Origin of the sequence: Streptomyces sp. HUAS TT7 (assembly GCF_051550175.1) — a bacterium.
Taxonomy (GTDB): domain Bacteria; phylum Actinomycetota; class Actinomycetes; order Streptomycetales; family Streptomycetaceae; genus Streptomyces.
Genome location: NZ_CP196175.1, coordinates 1 through 25941, shown reverse-complemented (window position 1 = coordinate 25941; position 25941 = coordinate 1). Strand labels below are relative to the sequence as shown.

General features: G+C 67.5%; 24 protein-coding genes, 1 tRNA gene and 3 pseudogenes. 16 read left to right on the top strand and 12 right to left on the bottom strand.

Going from position 1 to position 25941, the window contains the following annotated elements:
- Positions 1–7: 7 nt before the first annotated feature.
- A complete protein-coding gene (locus ACSHXC_RS00140) occupies positions 8–1657 on the bottom strand; it encodes an IS1182 family transposase (protein WP_438289529.1) in 1650 nt (549 codons plus the stop codon).
- A gap of 113 nt (positions 1658–1770) precedes the next feature.
- Positions 1771–2409 (bottom strand): annotated as a pseudogene (locus ACSHXC_RS00135) (IS256 family transposase); the annotation flags it as partial.
- Positions 2410–2661: 252 nt separating this feature from the next.
- Between ACSHXC_RS00135 and ACSHXC_RS00130 the strand changes: the two are divergent.
- Positions 2662–3735, top strand: coding sequence for a DNA/RNA helicase domain-containing protein (locus ACSHXC_RS00130; RefSeq protein WP_438289527.1), 1074 nt, complete (start codon positions 2662–2664; stop codon positions 3733–3735).
- 296 nt (positions 3736–4031) lie between these two features.
- Positions 4032–5387, top strand: coding sequence for a NucA/NucB deoxyribonuclease domain-containing protein (locus ACSHXC_RS00125; RefSeq protein WP_438289526.1), 1356 nt, complete (start codon positions 4032–4034; stop codon positions 5385–5387).
- 89 nt (positions 5388–5476) lie between these two features.
- Here ACSHXC_RS00125 and ACSHXC_RS00120 read toward each other — a convergent pair whose 3' ends face one another.
- A complete protein-coding gene (locus ACSHXC_RS00120) occupies positions 5477–5953 on the bottom strand; it encodes a hypothetical protein (RefSeq protein WP_438289525.1) in 477 nt (158 codons plus the stop codon).
- A 481-nt stretch (positions 5954–6434) separates the two neighbouring features.
- Here ACSHXC_RS00120 and ACSHXC_RS00115 point away from each other — a divergent pair, with 481 nt between their 5' ends.
- A complete protein-coding gene (locus ACSHXC_RS00115; protein ID WP_438289524.1) occupies positions 6435–6611 on the top strand; it encodes a hypothetical protein in 177 nt (58 codons plus the stop codon).
- A 220-nt stretch (positions 6612–6831) separates the two neighbouring features.
- Here the strand turns inward: ACSHXC_RS00115 and ACSHXC_RS00110 are convergent.
- A tRNA-Met gene (locus ACSHXC_RS00110) sits at positions 6832–6905 on the bottom strand.
- 507 nt (positions 6906–7412) lie between these two features.
- Here ACSHXC_RS00110 and ACSHXC_RS00105 point away from each other — a divergent pair.
- The 3 genes and pseudogenes from ACSHXC_RS00105 to ACSHXC_RS00095 all read left to right on the top strand — a co-directional run bounded on the left by ACSHXC_RS00105 (position 7413) and on the right by ACSHXC_RS00095 (position 9692).
- A complete protein-coding gene (locus ACSHXC_RS00105) occupies positions 7413–8096 on the top strand; it encodes a TetR/AcrR family transcriptional regulator (RefSeq protein ID WP_438289523.1) in 684 nt (227 codons plus the stop codon).
- Positions 8096–9531 (top strand): annotated as a pseudogene (locus ACSHXC_RS00100) (MFS transporter). Before ACSHXC_RS00105 ends, ACSHXC_RS00100 begins: the two are co-directional and overlap by 1 nt.
- Positions 9531–9692 (top strand): hypothetical protein, encoded by a 162-nt coding sequence (locus ACSHXC_RS00095; RefSeq protein ID WP_438289522.1) that lies wholly within the window; start codon positions 9531–9533, stop codon positions 9690–9692. Before ACSHXC_RS00100 ends, ACSHXC_RS00095 begins: the two are co-directional and overlap by 1 nt.
- A gap of 21 nt (positions 9693–9713) precedes the next feature.
- Here ACSHXC_RS00095 and ACSHXC_RS00090 read toward each other — a convergent pair whose 3' ends face one another.
- On the bottom strand, positions 9714–10019 hold the full coding sequence (locus tag ACSHXC_RS00090; protein WP_438289521.1) for a hypothetical protein: 306 nt from the start codon (positions 10017–10019) through the stop codon (positions 9714–9716).
- Positions 10020–10395: 376 nt separating this feature from the next.
- On the opposite strand from ACSHXC_RS00090, the gene ACSHXC_RS00085 reads away from it, so the two are divergent.
- The 3 genes from ACSHXC_RS00085 to ACSHXC_RS00075 all read left to right on the top strand — a co-directional run bounded on the left by ACSHXC_RS00085 (position 10396) and on the right by ACSHXC_RS00075 (position 12177).
- Complete coding sequence (locus ACSHXC_RS00085; RefSeq protein WP_438289520.1) at positions 10396–10935, top strand: hypothetical protein; 540 nt, start codon at positions 10396–10398, stop codon at positions 10933–10935.
- Between the two features lie 202 nt (positions 10936–11137).
- On the top strand, positions 11138–11521 hold the full coding sequence (locus ACSHXC_RS00080; RefSeq protein ID WP_438289519.1) for a transposase family protein: 384 nt from the start codon (positions 11138–11140) through the stop codon (positions 11519–11521).
- Positions 11407–12177 (top strand): ISAs1 family transposase, encoded by a 771-nt coding sequence (locus tag ACSHXC_RS00075; RefSeq protein ID WP_438289518.1) that lies wholly within the window; start codon positions 11407–11409, stop codon positions 12175–12177. The genes ACSHXC_RS00080 and ACSHXC_RS00075 overlap by 115 nt, the downstream gene beginning before the upstream one ends.
- A gap of 53 nt (positions 12178–12230) precedes the next feature.
- On the opposite strand, the gene ACSHXC_RS00070 is transcribed toward ACSHXC_RS00075, so the two are convergent.
- From ACSHXC_RS00070 to ACSHXC_RS00045, 6 genes and pseudogenes are all read right to left on the bottom strand, one after another.
- Positions 12231–13076: a class I SAM-dependent methyltransferase gene (locus tag ACSHXC_RS00070; RefSeq protein WP_438289517.1), complete on the bottom strand. Its 846-nt coding sequence runs from the start codon at positions 13074–13076 to the stop codon at positions 12231–12233.
- Between the two features lie 663 nt (positions 13077–13739).
- Positions 13740–13907, bottom strand: a complete 168-nt coding sequence (locus ACSHXC_RS00065) for a hypothetical protein (protein ID WP_438289516.1) — start codon at positions 13905–13907, stop codon at positions 13740–13742.
- A gap of 72 nt (positions 13908–13979) precedes the next feature.
- Positions 13980–14273, bottom strand: a complete 294-nt coding sequence (locus ACSHXC_RS00060; RefSeq protein WP_438289515.1) for a hypothetical protein — start codon at positions 14271–14273, stop codon at positions 13980–13982.
- A 64-nt stretch (positions 14274–14337) separates the two neighbouring features.
- Positions 14338–15299, bottom strand: a pseudogene (locus tag ACSHXC_RS00055) (integrase core domain-containing protein); the annotation flags it as partial.
- Positions 15300–15617: 318 nt separating this feature from the next.
- Positions 15618–15980, bottom strand: a complete 363-nt coding sequence (locus ACSHXC_RS00050; protein WP_438289514.1) for a hypothetical protein — start codon at positions 15978–15980, stop codon at positions 15618–15620.
- A 325-nt stretch (positions 15981–16305) separates the two neighbouring features.
- Entirely contained in the window at positions 16306–17583 is a 1278-nt protein-coding gene (locus ACSHXC_RS00045; RefSeq protein ID WP_438289513.1) for a hypothetical protein, read from the bottom strand.
- A gap of 131 nt (positions 17584–17714) precedes the next feature.
- On the opposite strand from ACSHXC_RS00045, the gene ACSHXC_RS00040 reads away from it, so the two are divergent.
- Positions 17715–18026 (top strand): hypothetical protein, encoded by a 312-nt coding sequence (locus ACSHXC_RS00040; protein ID WP_438289512.1) that lies wholly within the window; start codon positions 17715–17717, stop codon positions 18024–18026.
- Positions 18027–18307: 281 nt separating this feature from the next.
- Here ACSHXC_RS00040 and ACSHXC_RS00035 read toward each other — a convergent pair whose 3' ends face one another.
- A complete protein-coding gene (locus ACSHXC_RS00035) occupies positions 18308–19426 on the bottom strand; it encodes a pentapeptide repeat-containing protein (RefSeq protein WP_438289511.1) in 1119 nt (372 codons plus the stop codon).
- Positions 19427–19749: 323 nt separating this feature from the next.
- Here ACSHXC_RS00035 and ACSHXC_RS00030 point away from each other — a divergent pair, with 323 nt between their 5' ends.
- From ACSHXC_RS00030 to ACSHXC_RS00005, 6 genes are all read left to right on the top strand, one after another.
- Complete coding sequence (locus ACSHXC_RS00030) at positions 19750–21498, top strand: transposase (RefSeq protein ID WP_438289510.1); 1749 nt, start codon at positions 19750–19752, stop codon at positions 21496–21498.
- Positions 21495–22280: an AAA family ATPase gene (locus ACSHXC_RS00025; RefSeq protein ID WP_438289509.1), complete on the top strand. Its 786-nt coding sequence runs from the start codon at positions 21495–21497 to the stop codon at positions 22278–22280. Before ACSHXC_RS00030 ends, ACSHXC_RS00025 begins: the two co-directional genes overlap by 4 nt.
- Positions 22277–23296: a hypothetical protein gene (locus ACSHXC_RS00020; RefSeq protein WP_438289508.1), complete on the top strand. Its 1020-nt coding sequence runs from the start codon at positions 22277–22279 to the stop codon at positions 23294–23296. The genes ACSHXC_RS00025 and ACSHXC_RS00020 overlap by 4 nt, the downstream gene beginning before the upstream one ends.
- Positions 23297–24277: 981 nt before the next feature.
- Positions 24278–24616, top strand: coding sequence for a hypothetical protein (locus tag ACSHXC_RS00015; RefSeq protein WP_438289507.1), 339 nt, complete (start codon positions 24278–24280; stop codon positions 24614–24616).
- A gap of 1 nt (position 24617) precedes the next feature.
- Positions 24618–25304, top strand: coding sequence for a helix-turn-helix domain-containing protein (locus ACSHXC_RS00010; protein ID WP_438289506.1), 687 nt, complete (start codon positions 24618–24620; stop codon positions 25302–25304).
- Positions 25305–25541: 237 nt separating this feature from the next.
- The coding region (locus ACSHXC_RS00005; protein WP_438289505.1) for a hypothetical protein at positions 25542–25941 on the top strand (400 nt) is incomplete at its 3' end.

Below are 25941 nucleotides of genomic sequence, written 5' to 3'. Positions count from 1 at the left end.
GCGGTGTTTATGCCGGGCGAAGACGTGCGAAGCGCGAGGTCCTGGTCTTGGCGAGTGGGGTCTCGGTCAGCCAGGCGTCGGTTCGGATGAGGTTGAGGGCGGCGGCGGTGAGTATGTGTTGGAGGCGGGTCTTGTTGAGGCCGGTGTAGCGGCTTCTGCGCAGGCCGCAGCGGCGTAGCCCTTGGGCGATGGTGCCTTCGACGCCAGCGCGGGTGGCGTAGTGCCGCTGCCACTGGTCGGTTTCCTGGAGTTGGCGCCTGGCGCGGATCGCTTCGTGTTCTTCGCGCGGTGCCAGGGCGAGTTTGCGTGGCTCGGTCGTCGAGCGGGTGCATTTCGACCGTACTGGGCATGGGGTGCAGTCGTGGCGGTCGAAGAACACGTTGGACTGCCAGTAGCCGGGCCGCTGCTGCTGGTGGGGTTTCCAGCGGATGCTGTGGTGCCCTTGGGGGCAGATAGCGGTGTGGGCGTCCCAGGCGATGAGGAAGCCGTCGATGGCGAAGCCCTCGTCGGCCTTGCCCTGCCAGGTGATGTCGTGGCGGATCGGGCCGGTGAGTTCGACGCCGTGGCTGGGGACGCTGGTGGCCAGCAGTTTGGCGTTGACGTAGCCTCGGTCGACGAAGTGCTCGTCGGCCAGCAACCCGGCTTGGCCGAGGGCAACGTGGATCGTCTCGGTCATCTCGACGTCGGTGACGGTGGCCTCGGTCGTGGCGACGTGCGTGATCAGGTGCGGGGAGTTCGCGTCGCAGGTCTCGGTCAGGTGGACCTTGTAGCCGCTCCACTCGGTGGCGTTCTTGACGCAGTAGCGAGCCTCGCGGTCGTAGGGGGCCTCGATTCGGTCGCGAGAAGGCGGCATGTCCTTCGGTTCGCGCATCCGCACCCGGTCCTCGGCGAGGAAGAACTCCTGTATCCAGCACAGACGCAGGGCCTCAACTGCAGGAATCTGCCGAAGCCAGGATGGGGCACGGGGATCGTGCACCGCGGTCAGCAGGCGTATGCCGTCCTCGCCGGTCTGCTCCATGTACTGGGTGCGGGGGCCTTCTCCGCGCGGCAGCCGGTAGTCCTCGATGCGCCGCTGGTAGCGGTCGAACCAGTCGGCCGGCACCGTCGTCAGCAGCCAGTCGGGAGCCGCGGCGGCCAGCGCGTTCAGGGCGGCGCGCAGGTGTTCCGCGGTGTTTTCCAGCCGGTTCAGCCGTCGCACCGCGGCCAGGACATGGGTGGAATCGGTGCGCTGGCCGCCGGGCCTCGGCAGCAGGCCGGCCTCCCGCAGCCGGTCCAGGAGTAGATCCAGCACACGCCGGGGCGCCCGGTCGGCCACCAGGCGGTCCCGGAACCCGCTCAGCACCGAATGGTCGAACCCGGGATCGGTTAACTCCAGCCCCAGGAGAAATTTCCAGTCGATGCGCCCGCGCAGGGCAGTCGCCGCCTGGCGGTCCGACAGGCCCTCCACGAACTGCAGCACCGAGACGATGGCCAACTGATGGGGTGGCCAGGCGGGTTGACCGCGACGCGGGAACAGATCCACGAAGTCCTCGTCGGCGAACAGCGGTCCGATCACCTCCCGGATCCGCATGCACAGACAGCCCTTCGGGAACGCCAGCCGGGCCACCTCGGCGGTCTGGGCCGGAACCTCGCCCGGCAGACGTGGGCGCAGCGACACCACGATCACCTCACACTCGCGCCCCGCACGCCGACCCGGCCATCATCCCGCCACCACAACATCACTTGAAGGCCGCCGCCGAATTCGCCAACGGTGTCCGCGAAGTGGTGTAGTCAGTCGAGCTCGTTTGGTTCCGTTTGGGCAGGGATCTGCCGTTGCGGGGTCGGCTTGTCACTGAAGAGCTCGGCCATGGAGCCTTCGGAGAGGTAGCGGCGGTCGAAGACCTGCCACTCGTCATGGAGTTCGGCCAGGACCGCGGCGGCGAGCCGGTCCAGGGCTGTGGGGTTGGGGAGGACCTGGACGACGTCGGCCCGCCGTTTGATCTCGCGGTTCAGTCGCTCCAGCGGGTTCGTCGACCAGATCTTTTTCCAGTGCGCCGGCGGGAAGTCCGCGAACGCCGTGATGTCTCCGGCCGCCTCCAGCAGCATGGTCCTGACCGGAGGAAACTGCCGTCCGAGCATGTCGGCCACGACGTCCAGCCGGCTGCGGACCTGCGCGGCGGTAGTCTGCGCGAAGATGGTGCGGATGGTCGCGGCAACCATCTCCGTCGAGCTCTTTTCGATCACGGCAAAGACGTCGCGGACGAAGTGGACCCGGCACCTTTGCCAGGCCGAGCCGAGGAATACGGTGCGGATCGCAGCCACCAGCCCGCTGTAACTGTCGGAGATCACCAGCTGGACCGTCTCCAGGCCGCGGGCCCGAAGCGAGCGCAGGAACTTGGTCCAGAACGGCTTCGACTCGCTGTCGCCGACCGTGCCGGTGTCGCCGACCTGCTCGCCCTTGCACCCGACGACCACGGGCGCCGGTTCACCCACAGCACCCGCAACCAGCTGATCACCTACCTGCAGTCGCGCCTCTCACCCGCGCACGGCACCGCAGCCGCCGACGAACTCGTCGACAGCCCCCTGGCGCCCAGCCGTCCCCTGCTGCGCGCGACCGCGGAAGAGATCCTGCACGCCGACCGGTTCGTCCTGCTCGACCAACAGCAGGTCGCGGTCTCACTGGTGCGCCGTGCGGTGAAGAAGGCCCGCGCAGCGGACAGCAAAGAAGTCCTCATCGTCACCGGCGGCCCCGGCTCCGGCAAAAGCGTCATTGCCCTGCACCTGATGCGCCACCTTGCCCACGACCGCCACACCGTGGTCCACGCCACCGGGTCCAAGTCCTTCACCCGCACCCTCCACCACGCCGTCGGCACCGACAACCCCCGCGTCCGCAAGCTCTTCGGCTACTTCATGAACTTCGCCGACGCCCCCAAGAACGGACTGGACGCACTGATCTGCGACGAAGCCCACCGCATCCGCGCCCACTCCGCCCGCCACCGCGGGGTACGCCAGATCGACGAACTCCTCGACGCCGCCCGCGTCCCCGTCTTCCTCCTGGACGACCACCAAGTCGTACGCCCCGGCGAAATGGGCAGCCGCAAAGCGATCGACCAGGCCGCCGCCCGGGGCCTGCGCCCACGCCACATCGACCTCAACGGCCAGTTCCGCAACGGCGGCAGCCGCGCCTACGAACAGTGGGTCCTGCGCCTGCTGCAGCTCACCGACGAACCCGCCACCGAGTGGGCCGACGAGCGGACCTTCCACGTCCGCGTGGCCGACTCCCCCCCCCAGCAGATGGAAGACCTCCTGCGCGCCAAGGAGGCGCAGCACCTCACCGCCCGCATCACCGCCGGCTTCTGCTGGCCATGGAGCGACCCGCGCCGTCGCAGTCTGGTCGACGACATCACGATCGGCTCCTGGGACAAACCGTGGAACTTGCGCGGCGATTCCTGTCTCGACGGCGTCCCCCCGTCCTGGCTGTGGGCCACCGACCCCGACGGCTTCGGCCAAGTCGGCTGCATCTACACAGCCCAGGGCTTCGAGTACGACTGGAACGGCGTCATCCTCGGAGACGACCTCGTCTGGCGCCAGGACCGCTGGCTCCCCAACCCCAGGCCAGCAGAGACCCGGCACTCGGCCGCACCGACCCCGCCACCTTCCTCCGCTTGGTCCGCAACACCTACAAAGCCCTCCTCACCCGCGGCATGTCCGGAACCCTCCTGTACTCCACCGACCCCGAAACCCAGGCACGACTAGGACGAATCTAGGACGCATCCAGGACGGTTGAAGGATCCGTGTACGTAGCGTTTTCCACGGGGTGGTCAGCCGTTGCTGGCGGGCGGAACACCACGGGTGGTGCTGATGGAGTCGGCCCGTCAAGAGCGTGAAGTGCGGGCCGCCTGCGCCCGTACTCGAAGCGCCCGGCATGCGGGGAAATCCCAGGACAAGAGAGAAGGGCGAACCATGAAGATGCGAGTCAAGGCCTCGCTCGGTGTAGTGGTCAACTTCCGCATCCGGTGATCCGTACACAACTAAAAACAGACGGGGGAAACGTGAAGCTCAGACGAATCATGCTGTCCGCGTTGGGGCTGGTGGGTCTGCTCGGTGGATTAGCGGCACCGAGTGCAGTGGCCGCCGATAAGCCCTCTGCAGGCAAGACCGTGTGGATGCGCCTGGCGGAGCCGACACCTGCACCGGCCGTCGGAAGCGTGTATCACGCTCCCGCTGCCACAGAGTCGCCCTCCGCCCCCGGCGCCTCGACCGAACTCCCCGGGTCGGGCACACCGTCCGCACCCAAACCGAGCACTCCGGCCGACGAGGCCCGCCTCGCGCTGGAGCAGCAACAGACCTACGAGGCCGACCCGGAAGCACCCGCGGTGACCCACAACACGGTCAGGCCCAACGGCGTGGTCGACTTCGATGCCTGCCGTAAGCGCCCGCTCGGGCACCGGGACCAGGGTGAGGTGATCGACCACTTCCACTTCTGCCGCTGGGGAACCGACCGCGTCGTCCAACTCGAGGGGGACGGGCGGATCGCCGGCACCATCACGTTCACCGAGACCGAAGTCGGACTCGGCTTCGGCGACGCACGCGACATCCAGATGGACGTCCAGCTCACCAACCTGAAGCCCACGGGCGTGTTCGATGAGGCAGCGGTGCTGTCCTGGGACGTCACTGCCGGAGGATGGCCGTCGGCCCGGTCCTGTGGGACCGATGCCACGCACCCCTACTCCGCCCCGGTCGCAGCGTGGCCCGGCATCTTCATGGGCTTCAACCTGAAGTCACCGAAGGGCTCGGGACAGGGCCTCGACGACATCGCGACGTGCGTGTGGAACAACCACTACCAGGCCATCGGCGCGGAGGGGCCCACCGTATGGAGCGACGGGCCGTCGGCCGGGGCCCGCTATGACTCCTCCATGTATCTGGCGCGGCCGGCCGCAGGCGCGATCTTCGACCGGGTGACCCCGCACATGACTTATCACATGACGGACAAACTCGTCGCGGGCGTGGCGATTCACATCTACTTTGCCCTGGACTTCCCGCAGATCACCTTCCCGCCGCGGACGGACAACCGACCCAAGGTAATTCCCGGAAATATTCGCGCCAATCCGCCGAGTCTGATCCACCGCCTGTATGCCGGATACGATGCGGCGGCGCAGGAACGCTCGAACAAGAACAGGGCCGAGAAGGACCGCGCTTGTGCCCGGCTCACCCGCCCGGCAGGCACGGACTGCGACGAGTACCCGTTCGCTTCCTCCTGGGAGGGGGCGGGCCTGGGCGACGGAAACTTCTCGGTCATGTACGTCGACTCGGCTCAGAATCAGAAGGCGGGGAGCCGTCTCAGCACATGGTACGGCGCCGATCGGATCCTGAACGGCGATGCGTTCGGCATGAATATCATGTGGTGATAGGGGAGGAGTCGAGGTAGAGACCCACCCGGCAACGAGGGGCGGGGAGCCGCAGGAAGATCCTGCGGCTCCCCGCCCCTCACCGTGTTTTATAGGGGTGTAAAGACCATGAGATATTCTTCGAGGTCGTCAGGGATGACGCCGGTGGATCGCGCGGCATCAAATCGGGCACGAGCTGTCTCACCCCACTTCCGGAAAGCATGCAGCATGTAGTGGCTGTCTTCGGCCAGCTGCAGCCTGGGGCCCTCGGGCCCGGAAATGACATACACGCGGATATCGCCATCTCGCGTCCGGAAGTCCCAGGATCCGAGTACCGTCCACTGGTCATTGAGATGCTTGGGCGGAATCGGGCGCAGCTCCAAATGAATCGTGCACCTGTGATCTTGTGCATTGCTCAAGAAATGCGCGCGACCGTAGCCGACAGCCACAGGATTCGCCTTGTCAACGTCCAGGCTGTCGGCTGGCTCCTCGACGGCATCAGGCGATGGACCGCAGTCTTGAACCCAGAACTGTGACCGGTCAATAGATATCTGCCCGGTGACCCGGACTGTGCCGTCAGTGGTCATGACCAGCACCATGCCAGATGCTGGAGCGATCAACGAGGGTTCCACCGCTCCGACGACCTCGACGCCGGGCAGCAGCCGGAGTCGATGGTGTCCCGCTTCGTGGTGTTCGGGATCAACTAGCGGTGGTGTTAGGGGTGTTGGTTACCGACAGCTGTTCACCTGTGACGCTTCCCCACTTAGGTGCGTTTCTGGGCTGGGGTCCACACGTGTTGCATCAGCTACAGTGCTCAAGACGGCCCATGAGCTGCGAAAACTCCAACTGCACGCTCGCCGAACCCCGGAGAAACCACGGTGACTTCGACTGTTCCGGTGAGGGCATCGAGCGCGACTGGGTGGAGCGCACCGGCTGCTGGAGCTCGGTCACCAGTACTGCTGACCTACGAGCAGGTCGCCCGTACGGGCTGCCGCGACCGAGGGCAAGCGGGGCGACCCGAGGTGGCCGGCCTTCGCCGCCCGCTACGGTTTCGACCCTGCTTGCCCCGTGCAGTGGGAGGTGGAAGCCCTGGAGCCGGAGGAACTGCAGCGCCTGGTCCTCGCCGCCGTCGACCCGTACATCGACCGCCAAGTGCTCGCGCAGCAGATCGCCCGGGAGGATGAGCAACGCCGGGCCCTGGCTGGTTTCCCCGACGGCTGGGGCGCGGCGGGCAGGACAAGCTGACGGCACGAGACCCCGGGCCGTGCGTCCCGGGGTCCGGCTGTGCGTCTCCGGCCACTTCAACGACCGGCCGCAGCCGGCGTCACGCCCACGCCGCGCCCAGCTGTGCGGGTGCGGCGCTGCTCGGGGGTGAGCTTGTCGCGGAGGCTCTTGCTGCACGCCGACACGGTTCGGCAATGTCAAGAAGGCTCGGAGCTTGGAAGCTTCGGGCCTTCTTGTGCAGTAGCGGGGACAGGATTTGAACCTGCGACCTCTGGGTTATGAGCCCAGCGAGCTACCGAGCTGCTCCACCCCGCGTCGGTGAACCCAGCCCTACGTCACGGATCGACCGTCGGGGACCAGCCGGTCGTGCGGCTGTCGTTTCCGCCGCGGGCCGGTTCGCGGTGAGCTGATCACGGTGCCCTCCCAGGAGAGCCGCGACCCCAACCTCACCGATCTGTACGAGGCTCCCGAACAGGCCGCCGTGCAGGGTGCCGGCCCGGTCGGCGACGTCGCTAGTCCCGGCGACCTGGATCGGGCGGCGGAATGGGCGAGGAAGGAGTGCGCCCGGTCGTGCGGCCATGACGGGGCCGGTCTGGACCCCGCTCAGCATCCCGGGAAGGGCGGGGACCAGAACGTGGCTGAGTATTTCCCACGCTCGGCCCCGCCCCAGCCCGATATACCGTCGCCGGTTCTACTTCGCTCAGCGAAATCCGGACACTGGCTGGCATGCGTGATTCTCAGGGCGCGGTGCCCAGGGCCTGGCAATCGCGTGCGCCCAGGCATGCGTAGACAGTGTCTGATGCGGAGTGGTAGACACTGTCTATGGATCGTCAGGGTGCGTTGCGGGAGCGGTTGGTAGACGTCGGGGCGGAGTTGGTGATCGCCGAGGGTCCGGCGTCGCTGGGGCTGCGTGAGATCGCTCGTCGGGCGGGGGTGTCGCACGGGGCGCCGCGCCGGTACTTCCGGACGCACCATGCCCTGCTCTCGGCGATTGCGCGGCGTGGCTTTGAGGAACTCGGGGCCCGGTTCGAGGCCGCACTGGCCGTGCCCGGGTCGGCCCGGACGCGGCTGCAGGCCGTCGCGCGGGCGTACGTCCAGTACGCGCTGGATTGCCGGGGCATGTTCGAGCTGATGTTCCGTCATGATCTGCTCGACGGGGCGCCGCAGGCGCCGGACCAGCCGAGGCTGCGCGAATCCTCCCTTCCCTTGTTCGAGCGGATGACTGGGGTGCTCGCGCAGTGCCGTGTGGAGGCGGTCGCTGGCGCCCGGGCCGAACCAGGTGAGAGCGCTGTTCCGGATGATGACGGTGGGGCGGCGGTTGTTGCCGCCGCGCTGTGGTCGAACCTGCATGGCGTTGCCCAACTGTGGGCGTGGGGAAGCCTCCCCCTGGTCCTGGCCGCGACCCTGCCGCCGTTCGCAGCGGCGGACGGGGACGGATCCGCCGAGTGGCGCGATCGGTTGGTGGCGGCAGTGCTGGACGCCCATCTCGGCCCGGAGCCGCAGTGATGGCCTTGGTCTCGCCGGCCGAACCCTGCGCCGACCAGGGTCGGCGACGCCTGGCGCTTTTGGCCAGCGTGGCCGGGGCGATGCTGGTGGCGGTGACGGCACGGTCCTGCTGGTGGCACAGCCCAGCCTGGGGCGCAGCCTCGGTGCGAGCCTGGATCAGGTCCAGTGGACGAGCACCGGCTACCTGGTCGCTGTGGCCGCGCTGTTGGTGGTCGCCGGGCGGCTCGGCGACCGGTACGGGCACCTGCGGCTGCTGGTGATCGGAGTGCTCGGGTTCGGAGCTACCTCGGCCGGAATCGCGCTCGCGCCCTCGGTCGGCTGGGTGATCGGCCTGAGAGTTGCGCAGGGCGCGTTCGGCGCGCTGCTGCAACCGGCCACCCTTGCACTGCTGCGACTGGCGTACCCGGCGGACCGCCTCGGCACACCGATCGCCGTTCGCACCAGCGCGATCGCGGTGGCCGCCGGGTCCGGACCGGTGCTCGGCGGCCTGCTCATCGCACACCTGGGCTGGCGCTCCGTCTTCTGGATCAACGCCCCGATCGTGGTGGTGATCGCCGGACTCGCCCTGGCTGCCCGGCCGCCGACGTCCGACGCCCGCCCGGACCCCCGCTCCAGCCCGGGGCATCTCGATCTGCCTGGTGCGGCGTTGCTCGCGGCCGCCGCAGCGCTGCTGGTGCACGCCTTGGCCGAGGTGCCGGCGCGAGGGTGGACGGCACCGCGCCCCCTGTTCGAACTCGCCGCCGTTGCCGTCCTGGTCCGGCTGTTCGCACGACACGAACGCCGCACCGCGCACCCGATCGTCCCGCGCGTAGTCGCCAACTCAGCACCGATGGCCGCATCGATGGCTATCTTGCTACTCACTGGCGCTGCCCTCAACGGTGCGCTGTTCATCGCCACCTTCTACCTCCAAGGAACGCTCCACCTCAGCCCGCTCGCCACAGGCCTGCACGTGCTGCCCCTGACCGTGTTCATGATCCTCGGCGCGCCCACCGCGGGCCTGGTACTGCGCCGATACGGCCCGCGCCGCTGCGCGACTGCGGGAACACTGATGGTCGTGCTCGCCATCACCGGGCTCTCCCGGTTCGGGCCGAGCACCGGCTGGCCACTGCTCGGCGCGACCTTCGCACTGCTCGGTGCGGGCTTCGCCACCGTGATGGTCACCGCCACCGGATCGGTCGCCGGCGAAACACCGCCCGAGTACGCTGGAGTCGTCAGCGGACTCAAACAGACCGCCATGAACCTCGGCCCGACCCTCGGCATCGCCATCGCGGCCGGGGCGGCCCACCCGTCCGGCCCGGCAATGGCCCCCACCGCACTGGCCCTGGCCGCGCTCGCCGCCCTCGCCCTGCTCCCGGCCAGGCTGCTGCCCGGCACTCTGGCCCAGACCGCGACCCCCTCACGAGTGCCTACCCGCCAGCCGGAGGAGAAGGTGTAGTGAAGCCCGAATCAGCAACCGGCGGATTCGAAGTCCCGGTGACCGACCGCTACTTCGAGGACTACACCGCCGGATTCACCCAGGAGTACGGCAGCCTCACGGTCACCGATGAAGAGGTCATCGACCTCGCCGCCCAGTTCGATCCGCAACACTCAGCTTGAAGGAGTCGAGGGGGCAGTCATTCACCTGTGCCAGTCGGAGTTGCGCAGGCATTCGGTGGTCAGGCTGACTGTTACCTGGTTGAAGGCCGCGGCCTCGGTGGGACGTTCATGGCTCGCGGAGACGGTGGCGCTGCCTGAGCCGGGCATCTTCAGACTCACAGAGGCCTGGCCGTTCACTGGTGTGATGTCATCAGGGCGTGGCCCTTTCCACCCTGTGCGCTGCATCCGGGTGACGATTTCGCGCGCGAGCTGCGTCGGGGAGCGCTTGTCCAACGGGGACGCGTAGAGAGTGATGGAGGCGGACCCGATGACCTCGCTCTCGTCCAAGGAGTCGCCGATGAAGTCCGTGGGGTGACACGCGTTGTGCCCCCCCGCCGGATTCTTCCGGTTTGATGCGGGGGGGCAATGGCCTGCACCGCCTCCAGGGCGGGCGGGTACATCACGTCCCATGCCTGCCTGTCCGACCGCGCGGAAGGGTCAACGCGGTTGGCACAGGCTGTTGCAGTGCCCGCGACGGCGAGCAGTGCAGCGGCGCGCAGCGCCCAGGTGAGTGGCGGGGAAACATGTCTCTACCCCATCGCAATGCGGCAGCCCTGTCTTGAGTACGGGTACTCAAGACAGCTCGTTCATGGGTCAATGTTCCGTGGCACAGGGCCGGAACGTCCATTCCTCTCGTGGAAAGCGCGCCCCCTAGCTCGCGGACGTGCTCAGCGCGATCGTCGCGCGAGTGCGCGGACGGGACGGACAAGTACCGACTATCCCCAGCTATGACATGGGCGAGCGGGTCTGGAACGAACCTCTGCCCTTGTTGTTCCAATACGAAGCTGGTGACGAGCATCGCCCCTTGGCCTTCGGCTTCATCCGGATCGCTCTCAACAACACCCTCGCGGCGTCAGGACTGACCGACAACTGCGGGAAGCCCCTCCATTTCCAGCCCCACGACTTCCGTCGAATCTTCATCACCGACGCCATCCTCAACGGGCTCCCACATCACATTGCGCAGGTCATCGCAGGTTACAGGGCTATCACCACAACGATGGGATACGCAGCGATCTACCCGAAAGACGCCATCGAGGCCCACCGGGCCTTCATCGCCCGCCGCCGAGGGCTACGGCCTGCCGAGGAATACCGCGCTGTCACCTCAGAGGAGTGGGAGGAATTCCTCGGACACTTCGAGCGACGCAAACTCGCCCTGGGCACCTGCGCAGGGCTGCGGCGTAGTCGCTTGGCGAGCGATTTATGACGGGTGATCAGATTTGGGCGGGTTCGGGGACGGAACAGGCACGGGCTTCCAAGATCATGGAGTTCTCGACGCCCCGTGACCTCGATGGAAGACCGTGCCTGCCGACGCATCATCGCTGATCCCGATTGCCCTTGACTAACTGCGCAAGCATTCCGAAGCCGAACCCGGCGACGTTCCTGGCCTGTTGGAGCGGCTGGCCGAGGTGCCTGACCCGCGGGACCCGCGCGGGGTGCGGCATGCCCTGGCCGTCGTACTCGCGCTGACCACGTGCGCGGTGCTGGCCGGGGCGACGTCCCTGCTGGCGGTCGGCGAGTGGATCGCCGACGCCCCGGCACCGGTCCTCGAACGCCCCGGCGTGCGGATCGACCCGCTGTTCCCGCAACGGTCCCTGCCCGCGGAGGCCACGGTGCGGCGGCTGCTGGCCCGTCTCGACGGTGATGCACTGGACCGGGCCGTGGGCGGCTGCTTGCCATGGCGGTCGATGGCAAGAGCCTGCGCGGCGCGGCCCGGGCCGGCGGCCGCAGAATCCACCTGCTCGCCGCGCTCGATCACACCTCCGGCCTGGTCCTGGCCCAGATGGACGTGAGCGAGAAGACCAACGAAATCACCTGCTTCAAGCCGCTGCTGGACACGCTCCCCGAAGTGGCGGGCACGGTCGTGACCAGCGATGCGATGCACACCCAGTACGAACACGCCGACTACCTCCGAGTCCGGGACGCGCACTACATCGTGATCGTGAAGGGCAACCAGAAGAAGCTCCGCAAGCAGCTGAAGTGCCTGCCCTGGAAACAGATTCCGCTCCAGGGCCGCACCAGGGACACCGGGCATGGCCGCGGCGAGATCCGCCGGATCAAGGTGTGCAGCGTGAACAACCTGCTCTTCCCCGACGCACGGCAGGCCGTCCAGCTCAAGAGCCGCCGCGTCAACCGCAAGACCGGCAAGGTCAGCATCAAGGCTGTCTACGCCGTCACCAGCCTGACCGCCGAACAGGCCACCGCCGCCCGGCTCGCCCAACTGATCCGTGACCACTGGAAGATCGAGGCCCTACACCACGTGAGAGACGTGACGTTCGCCGAGGACGCCTCACAGCTGCGGACCGGGACCGCACCCCGCGCGATGGCCACCTGCCGCAATCTCGCCATCGGCGCCCTCCGCCTCGCCGGGAAGACCAGCATCGCCGCCGGCCTACGGCACAACGCCCGCGATGCCCGCAGACCCCTCGTTCTCCTCGGGCTCACATGATCACGAAACGGACGTCAGTCAACTACGCGAAGCCCCGCTGCGGAACCGCTCGCTCAGGTGACCCGCGCGGCCACCAGGGCTTCGAAGGTATAGGGCCGCAGGCCATCGGTACGGCCGGCGAAGTACCGCTGCTGGAGGTCTGCACGTGCGGGGTGGTCCACGACCTTCAGCCCGCACCGGCCGACCAGCCTCTCGACCTCGGATACCGGCCAGCCAGGCTGAAGAGGCTCGCCGACAGAAGCCGCGATCGGTGTGTAGATACGGGCGTATTCCGTCCCCGCGTCGTCGAGCGCAGCGTCCTCGGCCCGGTAGGAGAACACCACCTCAGACCCGGGAGCAGCCGCCGCGATCATGTGCAACGTCGACTCGATCGCCTGTGCCGTCAGATAGGGGGCGACGCCCGTCCAGCAGAACATTGCCGGCTGCGCCCAGTCGAACCCGGCCGCGCCCAGAACATCCTGAACCGGTCCGGCCTCGAAATCAGCCGGCACGAATACCTGCGAGGCGCTGAGCGGCAGGCCGAGATCTCTGACTCGCTCGAGCTTCCAGGCCTGGGAGGCAGGGTGATCAACCTCGAACACCGTCAGCGGGCCGAGCAGATCCGGCCGCCGCCACGCGAACGAGTCAAGCCCCGCGCCGAGAATCACGTACTGCGTGAAGGCACCAGCAGCCAGCCGGTCCTCGGCGTACCGGCTGCGGGTGCAGACAGCCGCACGGGCCTCGCGACGGACCGGGCCGGGGAACAGCGGATCGAACTGGTCTCGCAGCTGCTGCCATACCGGGCCGACAAGCACCAGGGCCAGCACATCGTCCAGTACCCACGGCGACGCCGTCTCCAGGCGAAACAGTCCACGCGACACAGCCGCAAACATCGCCGTCCTGCTCGGCGCGCTTTCCACGCATTCCTCCTTGCCAGCCAGAACCCAGCATGCCGGCCACACCCACCCACTCCGCGCACTTCACAGGATGCGCCTGAAGCGCCCTGACGGCCATAGCCAGATCGCCTGGCAGCCACGATCTGCTCGCCATCGGGATCCTCCACAACGGCCGGGCACGCCAGCATCACAGCCGCCTGCACGCCACCAGGACCCCCGAGACCCTCCGACTCGACCCGGCATGAATAGACCGGACATAACGAGACTATGCCGAAGCCTTGCTGGACCCTCCAGCAGGGCCTGCACCGTTCCCGAACCCATGGCGAATGGGGCAGCAGCCAGCCTGTGAGTTGGTGGGGTGGTGGCAGTGGTTCGTCATCAGCGGGACAGTTCCCACGACGAGACGTACGGCCCGTACCCGGACACCGCGGACCCGCTGCCCGCGATCTGACAACTGCCGCACGCGTACGTGGGCCCCGGTGATGCCGCAGGCGCTGCCTGGGCCTGCGCGTGCCACCTCACGGCGGCGGAGGTCGCATCGACCGGAGGCGGTCGGCCACCTTGAACACGTCGGCCCGGAGAAGCCGCACGTCGGTGATCAGGTCGCGCCAGGGTTCGTACTCGGCGCTCACCGTCTGGCGGAGACCTCCAGGTAGGCGAGCGCGATGCCGTAGCTGCCGGGTGATGTCACTCTGACGGCAGCCGTCCGGCAATGTCCGTGGCCAGCTGGTAGGCGTCCGACTCCTCATCGGAGTCTCCGGCCTGGGCGAAGTGCACCAGCAGCCGCACGACGTCCCGCGCCTCCACCATCGTGATCAGAGGCAGGCGCGGGGCGTCCGAGTAGGTACCAGTCACGGGGGAAGAGAGATCATTCATGGCTTGCGCGACGGGCAGGTGGTGTACCGGGTTACGGCCCGGAGCGGACGATCAGTCGCCGACGAACAGCAGGTACCCGCTGTTCCGGATCGCCAACTGCGCGGCGTCGATCACCATGTGCACGATGGGCGGCTGCTCATGCTCGGGCAGGGCTTCCAACTCCTCGACCAGTCGCCGGAGCTGGATGGCGTTGAACAGCGTGTGCGCATTGGCGTGCACGCCCCGCCGCAACGAGTTCCACGGCGCCCCCTCACAGAGCCTCCTGAAGGACTCGCCCCTGTCGTCGCCGAACGATGGAGCGAAGTCGGCGCGCGCGAAGTTCTTGGTGTAGATGCCCAGCCCCATACAACCTGTACCGCTCGAAAAGTCATCGCTGCACGTCATGCGGCATATCGGTACTGGTTGATGGGGCTTGGTGGGGCCGATGCCTGTTGTAGTGATCTTGATATTCGGCGAGGACTCGGCCGGCGTGGGCTTCGTTGACGACCAGGACGTGGTCGAGGACTCGCGTCGAATGGTGCCGATCACCCGTTCGCAGTGGGCGTTCATCCGGGGTGCTCGTGGGGCGCTGAGCAGGACGTCCATGTCCTCGGCCGTGAAGACGGCGTCGAAGGATTCGGTGTACTTGGCGTCGCGGTCGCGCAAGGCGAATCGCAGGGACTCCATGCGGGTCCCGAGGCCGGCGGCGAGATTGCGCGCCTGCTGGGTCGCCCATTGTCCTGTGGGGTGGGTGGTGACGCCGGTGATGTGTAGCCTGTGGGTTCCGTGTTCGAGGAACGCCATGGCGTACAGGCGTGTGCCGAGTACGGTGTCGACGTGCAAGAAGTCCGCAGTGATGATGCCCTCGGCCTGGGCGGTCAGGAACTCCCGCCAGCTTGGTCCGGATCGGCGCGGGGCCGGGTCGATGCCAGCGGTGGTCAGGATCTGCCAGACCGTGGACGGTGCGATCGGATGCCCCAGCCGTGCGAGTTCACCCTGGATCCGGCGGTGGCCCCACTGAGGATTCTCGCGCGCCAGGCGCAGTACCAGCTTCTTGAGCGCGGCGGCTGTGGGTGGTCGACCGTTCCGCCCCCGACGGGCGGAGTAGTCCCACTTGCTGGCGAGCAGCCTGCGGTGCCACGCCAGTAGTGTGCCGGGCGTGACGGGGAAGTTTTTCGCCCACCGACGGCGCGGGATCAGTGAGGACAGCGCGGAAAGCCAGAATCGGTCGGTGGTCTTGAAGCGGACCGGCCCCTTGAGCTGACGGCGCAGCACCGTGTCCTCATGTCGCAGCACCAGCAGCTCGGCGTCCTTGGCGGTATCCCGGCTCAGCAGGACCCCGGGTATGGACAGCAGGGTGTGGGCGGCGCGGTACAGCAGCGACACGATCATCGCGACAGCATCCCAGCCACCGCCGACAGCCATGAACACCATTGCCCACCTGCGGCGATGACTTTTCGAGCGGTACACGGTCGCGGCGAGCGCGGTGCGGCTCGCGGGGAGTGCCTCGCCGTGGAGGCCTTGGCGCAGGCAGCGGGTCTGGTGCGGGTCGGCGGCGAGCGCCGTGTCCAGGCCCTTGGCGTGCCGCGGGTCGGTGTCGTCGGGGTGTGGCGGCAGGAGGTGCAGCCAGCGGTTGGCGGCTCCGCACTGCTCGCGGCTGGCTGTGTACGTGACTCCGGGGATCTGGATCGAATTCCGTGAGCGATCTCGTCATTCCTTGTCGAGGTAGATCGGCGGCGACCACAGCGGGGGAAGTTCCTGACCGGGCTCACCGGTGACGCGTAGTGGATAGCGGTCTTGCCACCAGCGGCCGTCCTTCCGGACGGCTGCATCCGGGTTCCGTATCGGTGCCGTGGCGGCTCTGAACCGCTCGTCCCAACGGGAGAGGATGGGCTGCCACCGCATTTGCTCTTGCTCACTCAACAGTGGCCACATCTTGTGCAGTTGATCTCGGTGGTGCAGCTCGCTACTCCACTCGAAAGCCCATTGCAGGTCGAAGCCTGCCTCGATGCCCTTCACGGTCAGTCGCCAGTGTGACAGCACGGCGGTCACCGGCATGTCGTTGTCTTCCACGGAACCCCCTCCAGCGGAACCGTAATGCACCGGTCACCGGCACGGAGCAACTGCCGCTGCCAGTCGTGATGGTCGGGCGGCCGTGAGGAGGACGCGTTTGCGCAGGAGCGGGAGTGTGGCCCGGCCGAACATCTGACGTTTGATCATCTTGATGTGGTTGACGCCCTCGGTGTGCCCGTCCTGGAACGCAGCGGGGTGCCAGTCAGCAGCCGCTCGGCGGCTGCGGCGAGCGCGACCCGGTCGGCGGTCACATCGCGACGCTTGCCGCCCATCAGTCGACAACACGTTGTGGCTGCTGACCGCTCCTCCAGCCCGTCAGCCCCTGTCAGTGCCGCAGCCACAAGTCGCTGTTACCGGCGATGACCACCGTTCCGTTCGCCAGGGTCGTCACGGCGGCGGGGGGCTGGGAGTGGCAGCCGAGTTCGCCGCGCTGCCATCCTGCCGGGGTTCCGTCGCCGATCCAGACCGCGCCGCAGTACTTCGCCGGGGCCTGCGGGGACTTCCCCGGCACCCGCAGGCTGCCCACCATGATCGGGTGTCCCTGGGCGTCGACGGTCGCCGCGACGACGCCGCCGGCACCCATGGCTGTGGTGTCGGACTTCGTCCAGGTGGCACCATCGGTACTGGTGAGGAACACGGGCACATCGGGCTTCGTGGGGGCTCCTGAGATGTCCCCCACTGCGAACCAGCGTCCGGCCACCCGGAACGCGCCCCGCATTCTCGTGCCCGTCGGCAGTCCATTCACGATCGCTCTGGTCCAATGCGCTCCGCTGTCGGCGGAGTGCCAGACCACCAGAGTGCCGGTGGCCTCCTTGGTGAAGGCGTTCGAGGAGTAGCTGCCGATAGCGATCACCTCCCGGCCATCGGCCGCCATCGGGCCGACCGGTGTCCGGCTCCCGCTGCCTGTCTCCGTTGGCAGTGTCACCCGGTGCACGGTCGCACCGCGGTCGTCGGAGGCGTACAGGAAGGGCCCGGTAGCGCCCGAGACGGTCTCGCTGCCTCCGATGAGGAGCCGGCTCCCACTGCGAACCGCCGAGCTGACCGTCCCGCGGTCCGAGGTGTCCGACTCCTTGAGGGCCCAGGGCAACTCGAGATCAGCCAACTGCCGCACCTGTCCGTCGCGTTCGCGGACACGGACCACGCTGGATATGAAGAACTGCGACCCGTCACCCCAGTCGACCACCGCCTGGGCCGACACTCCGCCGCCGGGAGCTCCGTGCCGCATCGAGTTCGGCACGCCGGCTTCGTCCTTGGGTGAATTAGCTGGGTCGGGATGCAGGGTGAGCTTGGTGCAGTCCGCGTTGCCGGACCAGTTGACGGGCACGTACCCGTAGCCGTTGGCGTACGTGCCGATGCCCAGTACGCAATTCCCCTGCCGGGCGAGGAGCTGCAGTCCCTCGCCCGGCGCGACGTAGTCCTCTTCCTTGGAGCCGGGCCACTGCACACGGTCGGCGTAGCGCTCGAAACCCAGCTTCTCGGCCCCCGCACCGCCCACTCCGGGCGGTGAGCCGGCCGTGCGCGTGCCGCAGGCCGACATCGAAAGCATCAGTACGGCGACCCCTGCGTACGCCGCGAGGCGCACCCTCCCCCGGTGAAGAATCATTGGGACACCCTAGCGATCACGGCGGCGGCCGGCGCGGGGGCGGCCACGGGGGTTGTCACCGGCAACTGGGGGTTGTCACCCGCTTGTCGGTGCTGCCGGTGGCCGTGTGGGCTCGTTGGGCAGGTATGACGATGCTCAAGACGGACTCGGGGATGACGGCGGCGTGGAAGGAGTACGCGCTGCACCTGCGGGAGGTGGTGCGGCAGTGCGGCATGGACACGCTCCAGTGTCTGCCGGGTGAGGTGAGGGACTGCGGAAACGACTACGCGCATCACTGTCTGGGCTATCTGGCGATGCTGAAGGCGAGGGCGGAGGACGGGCTGTGGCATCTGCATCACGGCCTGGGCGAGGGAGTGACGTTGGCGGAGGACGTCTGCGCGCGCTGGCGTGCCGAGCTGGCCGGCCGCCGGGACTGTGAGCAGTGCCGCACGCCATCGCGTTGACGTACAGGGGGGTGCCGGTGGCGTACGTGGCGACGGTGGCCGGGATGGTTGCGCGGCGCCTGCCGACGGGCTCCCCTACGCGGTTACGCCCCTGTGAAGTTGTTGGTGGGTGTCGCGGTGGGGTGATGGGGGCGTTTTTCTGTCACCGGGGTTGAGCAGCTCGTTTCGGTTTGTTGATCTAGTGAGTGTCTGTTCGGCGTGGCTCTGGTGGTGACGTGTCGTGTTGTTTCCCGTGACAGCGGGATGCGGTTTCCTGAGCGTTGATAGCTGGTAGGGGTGGGTCAGTTTGGGCCCGACTCGCCCATGATGCGTGCCCTGGTGCACTTGTTGATGTGGGCTTCCATTCCTTCAGCCTGGCGGTGGGCATTGCTGAGCTTGGTGTCGTCGGTGACCGAGGCGGTGAGGAGTTGTTCGACGTCGACGACGGTGATTTTCCCTCCGGTGGAGGTGTCGACGAGCTGTGCCTCGTGGAGGCTGGCGCCGTGTAGGTTCCCGGCCGTCAGGTGTGCGCCTCGGAGGTCTGCCTTGTGCATCAGCGCGTCGCGCAGGTCGGCGCCCAGTGCGTCCGCGTCCCGCATGTCTGCTTCGGAGAGCTGAGTTCCGCGCAGGTTGACGTTGTTGGCTTGGATGTGGCGCAGCGAGGCTCTGTAGAAGCTGCTGCCTGCGAGGTTGGCACCGGTGAGCTCGGCGCCGTCCAGGTTGCATCCGACGAAGAGTGTCCGTGGCAGACGGGCGTGGTGGAGATTGACGCAGGGGAGGTCGGTGTTGCTCAGGTCGATTTCTGATTCTGCGGCACGTTCAGGGCGCCGTCCGAGGACAGTCAGCGCGGCCCGTATGTCGTCGGAGGGCGGGTTTGGTTTGCTGCCGATGACCTGAGCACGGGAGCGGTCTCTTTTCGCGTATTCGCGTATGTAAGCGGCGAGGAGCTGGACTACGGTGTCGTGGTCTTTGGCTGAGTCCCGCATGATGCGTTCCAGGGCGTAGATTCCGCCCAGGCGCTCGGTGCGGTCTGTGTGAGCGAGGAGACTGACAGCCTTGATGTAGTAGTCCGTCAACTGGGCTTCGAGCGTGAGCTCCAACTGCCGTCGGTCTTTCTGTCGGTTGTGCTCCAGCGTCTGCTGGGTGATCTTTAGGTTCCGCTGCTGGAAGATCAGGCCGATCGCTCCGGCTGAGGCGACAGCGAGGGCGGCAAGGCCGGTGCGGAAGCCGGATACCACGGTGGCTTTCGGGCCTGGGTCATGGAGCCGCCCGAGTTCCACCCGGTCAAGGAACCACGGCGCGCGCCACATCACGGTGAGGACCAAGCCGAAGGCGACCACGATCGTCACGGCGATGACGGTCCATTGACGCCATGAATGCTGGTGGTCTGGGAGCGAAGGAATCTGGTCTGGATCGGGCATGAGAGCTCCGGGGAGGTCGGGCCGAGAGCGATGACCCTAGCCGCCGCCGTGCGTTCTGGGGCGTGATTCTGGTGTTGACGTTGCTTGCTGTCCGCCGACAGCCGACAGAGAAACATGGCTACCTGAGCGAGAGCAGAGGTTGAAGGCCGGAATCGGCTCGCAGCCGCACCAGTTGGGCTTGTACCACTCCCGTAGATCGGTGGCAGCTGTATGCGGTTTGCGGTGTGAGGTTTGCGCGGTTGGCGGTGTCATGGATGGTGTCGGCCTGCCGGTTCTGACGGTGAGGTGCTGCCGGGCGGGTGGACCCGAGGTGGTGATAGTCCATGGCCCAGGTGCCGGACATGGTGGGTGGTGGTGTGGTGCCGCCTGCGTTGGGGCGTGAGCAGGCTGTCGGGCGTCTGCTGGCGCTGGACGGGCGTGGGGAGCTGACGACGGCGCATGTCCGTCTGGCCGCGACGAGTGTGGGGGTGTCGCTGCGGACGGTGTGGCGGTGGCTGCAGGTGGCGCGTGTCGAGGGCCGGGTGGCGCGGAAACGGCGTGGTCGTTTCACGATCACGCCTGAGTTGCATGCCCGGTTGGCGTTGTGGGGTGGGAACGCGGCTGCGGTCCACCGGGAGTTGCTGGCCGAGTCCCGGGCGGTCTCGCCAGATGGCGCCGCGTACGGCGGTGATGGGGGAGAGGCAGGCCTGGGCAAGGGGGTGGGACCGTGCTCCGCGCCGTGTGTACCGGTGCCGTCGTTGGCGACGTTGCAGCGGGCGGTGGTGCGGGATCTGAGTGTGGGGCAGCGTGCGGCTCTTGTGGGCGGGGAGCGGGCGCGGCGTCTGCACGATGTGCATCTGCGGCGGCCGCGGGAGTGGCGGAATACGTGTTGGGAGGCTGATCACAAGCATCTGCCGGTCGAGGTGGTCCTGGACGGGGTGTTGGTGTGTCCGTGGGTGACGTGGTTCATCGACTGCGCGACGAACGCGGTCACGGGGGCTGCGGTGACGCCGCATCAGCCGTCGCGGGACGCGATCCTGGCTGCCTTGCGGATCGCGTTGTCGCGGGGCGGGGCGTACGGGCCGATCGGGGGACTGCCGGGACTGGTGAGGATCGACCAGGGCGCGGATTTCCTGTCGGACACGGTCGGGTCGGCCCTGGGCGCGTTCGCCGTGCCGGTGCAGCGGCTCCCGCCGTACCGGCCGGAGTTGAAGGGCACGGTGGAGAACCTGAACCGGTGTGTGGTGCGGATGTTCTGTGCTGCGCTGCCGCGTTACCGGCACGCTCCGAGTGCGACGCCCAGGCCGCGGCGGGCGGACCGTGATGGGGGTGAGGCGCTGCCGTTCACGGTGTTCGTCGAGTTGCTCCTGGACTGGGTGCATCAGTGGAACACCGCTCACATATCCCAGCCGTTGGGCGGCCGTACGCCGCTTCAGGCGTGGCAGGACGATCCGACGCCCGTCGAGGACGTGGATGCGGGGTTGTTGTGGGCGTTCACGCTGGAGGATGACGGCCGGGTGCGCACGCTCACCGCGAGCGGGGTGCGCTGGCGTAACCGGTATTACGTGGGGGAGTGGATGCACGGGCTGGGCCGCCTGCGGGTGCGGGTGCGGTTCGTTCCGCACCACGACCACGAGATCGAGGTGTTCGACGCCGCTACGGGCACGCATCTGGGGCCGGCGTTCCTGGCGGATGCCGCGACCCATGAGCAGCGCCTGGCGCTGCGCCGGGCCAAGGACGCGGAGCGGCGCCGTCTGGTGAAGGCGCTGGCGGCGGCGGACCACATGCGTTACCGGCGCTACGAGGCGGTCACCGAGCCGGTCGTACCGAAGCAGCTGGGCGCGCTGACCGAGGCCGAGGCACACGAGCGGCTGTCGCGTGCGGCAGAGACAGACCTGACTGCCAAGACGTTGCCGGACCTGATTCCGCCGAGCGCGCCGCCTGATACCTGGGCCCGCCCTGTGAACCGGCCCTCCCACAGCCGACCAACGGCCACGGCTGCCGACTCCGCTGGTCCTGCCGAGCCTGGCGAAGGCAGGGGACCCGTTGCAGCGCCCGCTCCTCCTCCTGACCTCCCGCAGGGGGAGCGGTGAGCGCGGCTGTGCGCCGGGGCCTGCTGCCGTCGGTGCGCGACGACCACTACATGCGGCTGCCCGACGCCCAGGTCGTAGCGACCAAGGCACTGCTCGCCGTGCGGGAGAACGTCCGGGCCGCGATCACGGCGAGAGCGATGATGTGTGTCCACGGCAACACCGGGCATGGCAAGTCGCTGGCAGTCAACGCCTCCCTGCGCGACCTCGCTCCCGAACAGACCTACCGGATCCAGTTCCGCGCCCGCCCCACCACCCGCGACCTGCGCCATGAACTCTTCTACGCACTGCGCCTGCCCGGCCGGCCGCCGCAGCGCCCGATCGAGTTCGACCGGACGCTGCGCGGGGCGCTGGCAGAGGAGTTCCGGGTGGTCGTGTGCGACGAAGCCCAGTGGCTTTCCAAGCACTGTTTCGAATACCTGCGCTACCTCTGGGATGACGTGGACACCGATATGGCCATTGTCTTCACCGGCGGAAACGGCTGTTTCGAGGTCCTGCAGAGCGAGCCGATGCTGGAATCCAGGATTTACGTCTGGCAGGAAATCCCGCGGATGTCCCTGGCGGAAGTCCGGTCGGTGATCCCCGCGTTCCACCCCTTATGGGCCACGGCTCCGGCCGAGCTGATCGCCATGGCGGACACCGAGGCGGCGCACGGCAACTTCCGGGCCTGGGCAAAGATCACCCACATCATGCTCCAGGGCCTGCGCGACACCGACAACAAGGTGGTCGACGAACAGCTCCTGCGCTGGGCCTACAGCAAACTCAAGCACAGGCGCGCCCCGTGATCCTCCTCGACCGCACCCCGGAACCGGTCACCGTGATCGTGGACCGCCGCGACGACCAGGCCTTCACCGCAGCCCTGCTCGCCTCCCACCACCTCGCCCAGGGCCGCATCACCGTGCATCCGCCACCCCCCAGGCCCAGCCCCACCGACCTGGCCTACGAAATCCTCGAGGCCCTCGGCAAGCCTGTCGTCCCCCTGAACAGACAGCGTTGGGGCGCAGCCCCGCCCTGGGCCGTGTCGGCCGCCTGGATCGCAGGACTGCCCGTCACCCGCCTGACCGTCCTGCGTGCCCACCTCCTGCCGCTCCCGGCATGGAAGTACCTGCTCCGGCTGCGCGAGGCCACCGCCGTGCCGCTGACGGTCGTCTTCCACGGCCCACAGCCATACGCCGCTCCCCGAGTCTTCGACGACGTACCGCACGCCCTCATCGACGACCTGGAAACGGTACGTCTGCTCCACCCGCCGGCTCCGCCCGTCCCACCGATCCGCTACCGCACGCCCGGCCGGTGGATCACTCTCCCGGCCCTGGACCGCCTTCCCCACGGCGGCTACTTCCCCGACTGCACCTGCCGTCATCCACCGCCGGCCGTGATCTCCCACGTCGCCCGCCTGAAACCGTTGACTCCCGCCGTACTGAGGGAAATCAGCCACCGGCTGGCAACTCGTACCGCGCACCCCTACCTGGCCGGAGCACTGGCCACTGCCGTCTTCACCGCAGCCGCCGAGTCCCAACTCGCCACCGTCCGCCTCCACGACTACGACCCCGACCGCTCCGAACTCACCCTCCACGACCCCAACCGGGTCACCCACCAAAGGCGTTGCGCAACCCACACCGTTCCACCCTGGGCCCGCCCCCTCATCACCGCCACAGCACACCTCGCCCTGGCCGCTGCGCCCCGCGCGGGCGCGGGGAGACTGCGGCTCTTCCACCCGCCGGCGTTCGCCACCACACCCCTGACCGAGTTCGCCGAACAGTGCCGACTCCGCCCGCCTCACCCCTGGTTCATCCAGCCGTGAGTGCGCACAAGGACCTGACCGGCGTGATCAGGGCTACCGCCCCCATGCGCGGGGCCGGCTTCCCCGCGGAGCTCGCCGTCCGCCTCCAGAGCCCCACGCCCTGACCGCCGGAGGAACACCTCGGTTTCAAGATCCTGTCCGCGCGCACTGGGTGAGACCCCATCCCATCGAGAGGCATGGTGGGGAGGTCAGGCATCCCCTTCTACCCGACTCTCTGCGCCCAATGATCAAGAAGGGTGGGGGCGTGGTCTGCGGGGCGGACAGGGGGCGGGGGTTCGAGTGGCGCGGCGGCCCAGGGCGTCGCGCTGAACGGCCCGAACCTGACCGAGGATGCAGCGAAGCCGATGCCTGGCCATAAGGGCCGGGGATCGGCTTCACTTGAGCAGGCGCGCCAACGCCTGGCTCGGTTTCCCTGCGCGCCGGTTGGAGCCAGTAGCAATCAGGGCGGCTACCGCGGGAGCTACAGGCCGCGTGCCGTGATGACTATGGTGGACCACCATCTCCAAGATCATTTCTCGGTAACCGGCACAATACTGAATCAATGCAGGTCGGAGTCATGCGCGACGGCGGTTACGGAACGTAAGTGTCGGTGCAATATCACTACGTCAACCATCCCCTGGAAGCCCAAAAAGATGCCTTGACCTGCGGTTTTCCAGTGCTGAGCCGCTGTCAGTGGCGCGTGGTAGAGCCTCCTACGAGGCCCTGACCTGCGTCTTTGTTGGTCAACATCGGGACAGACGGTCTTAGCCCTCGACGACGACGTGTACCCGGTGTTCGGAGAGAACGAGTTGGGGCGGTCCTGAGCCAACGGTTTGCTGGAGTGTCGTCTATGGCTTACGGGCTGCCACTCTGTTCGGAACAGGGTCCCCTCTTTGCGTGGAGCGCCAACTCCCTTGAACACAACGGGTGGACCGAAGGTTGGAGCCGAGTAGTACCGTCCGGCGATCTCAAGATCGCCGGACGGTGAAGAGGGAGCGCTACATGGGCGACATGCCCGCTGCCGCAGCAATCGCTGTGGCCACCACACCCGCGTCCAGCATCAACGCCATCACCAGGAGCGCCGCTGAGGCGCCCTCCACGCCCGACATGCCTGCGCACGCCCGCTTCGGGATGCCACACGCCCTGGTCATCATCGCGTGCATCGTCACCGCGGCCGTCCTCACCCAGGTGGGAATGAACGTCGCGAACGCCCTGGAGCTCCTCGCGGGGGCGGGAGGCATCGGCGCCATGATCGTGCTCCTGGTGGTCACCGGCGGAGGCCGCGCCCGCCGTCGCCTCGACCGCCTCGCGCAGGCCTACCGCGCCAGTGCGGAGAACTGACGTGTCCGCCGCAGGGAGGCCCGAAAAGCCCGTCGATCAAACCGTCCCCGCACGCGCGAAGCTCGCGAGCTTCCTGCGCGCCCGCAAGACCGAAGCCGGACTGACCTACCAGCAGATGGCCGACTCCGAGGAAAGCAAGTTCTCGAAGGCCACCTTCGAACGCGCGGCCTCCGGCACGATTCTCCCCTCCTGGAGCACCGTCGAGGCCTTCGTCACCATCGCCACGAACGAAGACTTCACAGACACGCTCGACACCGCTCTGCGCCACAGCCGGAAACTGCTGATCCTCGCGCGCCGCGCGGTACGAGCCCCCTACTACCTGCACAAGGCGCCCGATCCCACTCTGATCGGCGGGAAGGGACATCTTCTTCAGACCCTCCGCGATCAGCACGTGTGGGCCGGCTGCCCCACGCCGGGAGAGATGGAGCGCGAGGCAGGACCTGGTGAGCTGCCGAAGAACACGGCCCGCCGCATCATCAACGGCCGCACCCTGCCGGTCACTCCCCGCCAAGCCATCGCGTTCCTCAAGGCCTGCGAAGTCGCGGACGACGACCTGGAGCTATGGGTCAAAGCTGGAGCCGAAGCCCTCACTCGTGATAACGACCCCAAGAGTTACGAGTGGCGGATTGAAGCCGAGTATTGGACTCGAATCTCAACCCAACCGTCAGAGCTGAAATCTGTTGCGTAGTCAGCCAGAGGATTTTGTGGCCCTGAATCCCAGAGGCTCAGGGCCACAAGTCTCAGAAAGCACCGATCTGCGACAGGGGACAGTTGAATGTGTTTCTCTACCTTGCCTGTTTTTCGTGACTATACATGCTGCATCTTCTGCGGTGTAAGGTTCGAATTAGGGGGCCGTGTCTGTTGCCTGCATGCTGATACAGGAAGAGTGGGCGCGTGAGTTCCGGGAAGAAGGTGGATGTCGGCCATGACTGACGAGTGGTATGTCCTCATTGAGGAGGACACCCGGATATCTGAGCGTCCTGACGGTGTGGATCTGAAGTTGCATCGGTGGATGCTGGTGGGTGCTCACCGGATCGGTCGGGATGAGGCGGAGGCGGTTGTGGCGGCTGAGGACGCGGCGCTGCATTACACGCCACGTGTTCTGGCCCGGCATGCGCGGCCGGGGGATGAGCCGGGCCGGCATGTGTTCCTTGCTCAGGACGGTACGTGGGTGGTGCTGGTGAGGCAGCGTCATCGTGAGTGCCACTTCCGGGTGACCACGGCCCGGCTCATGCATGCGCAGGCAGAGAAGGAGGCACCACCGAAAAACCTGAAGGACAAGGTTCGTGGTGCCTTGGAGGGCCCGCCGCCTCTTGTGAAGCCGT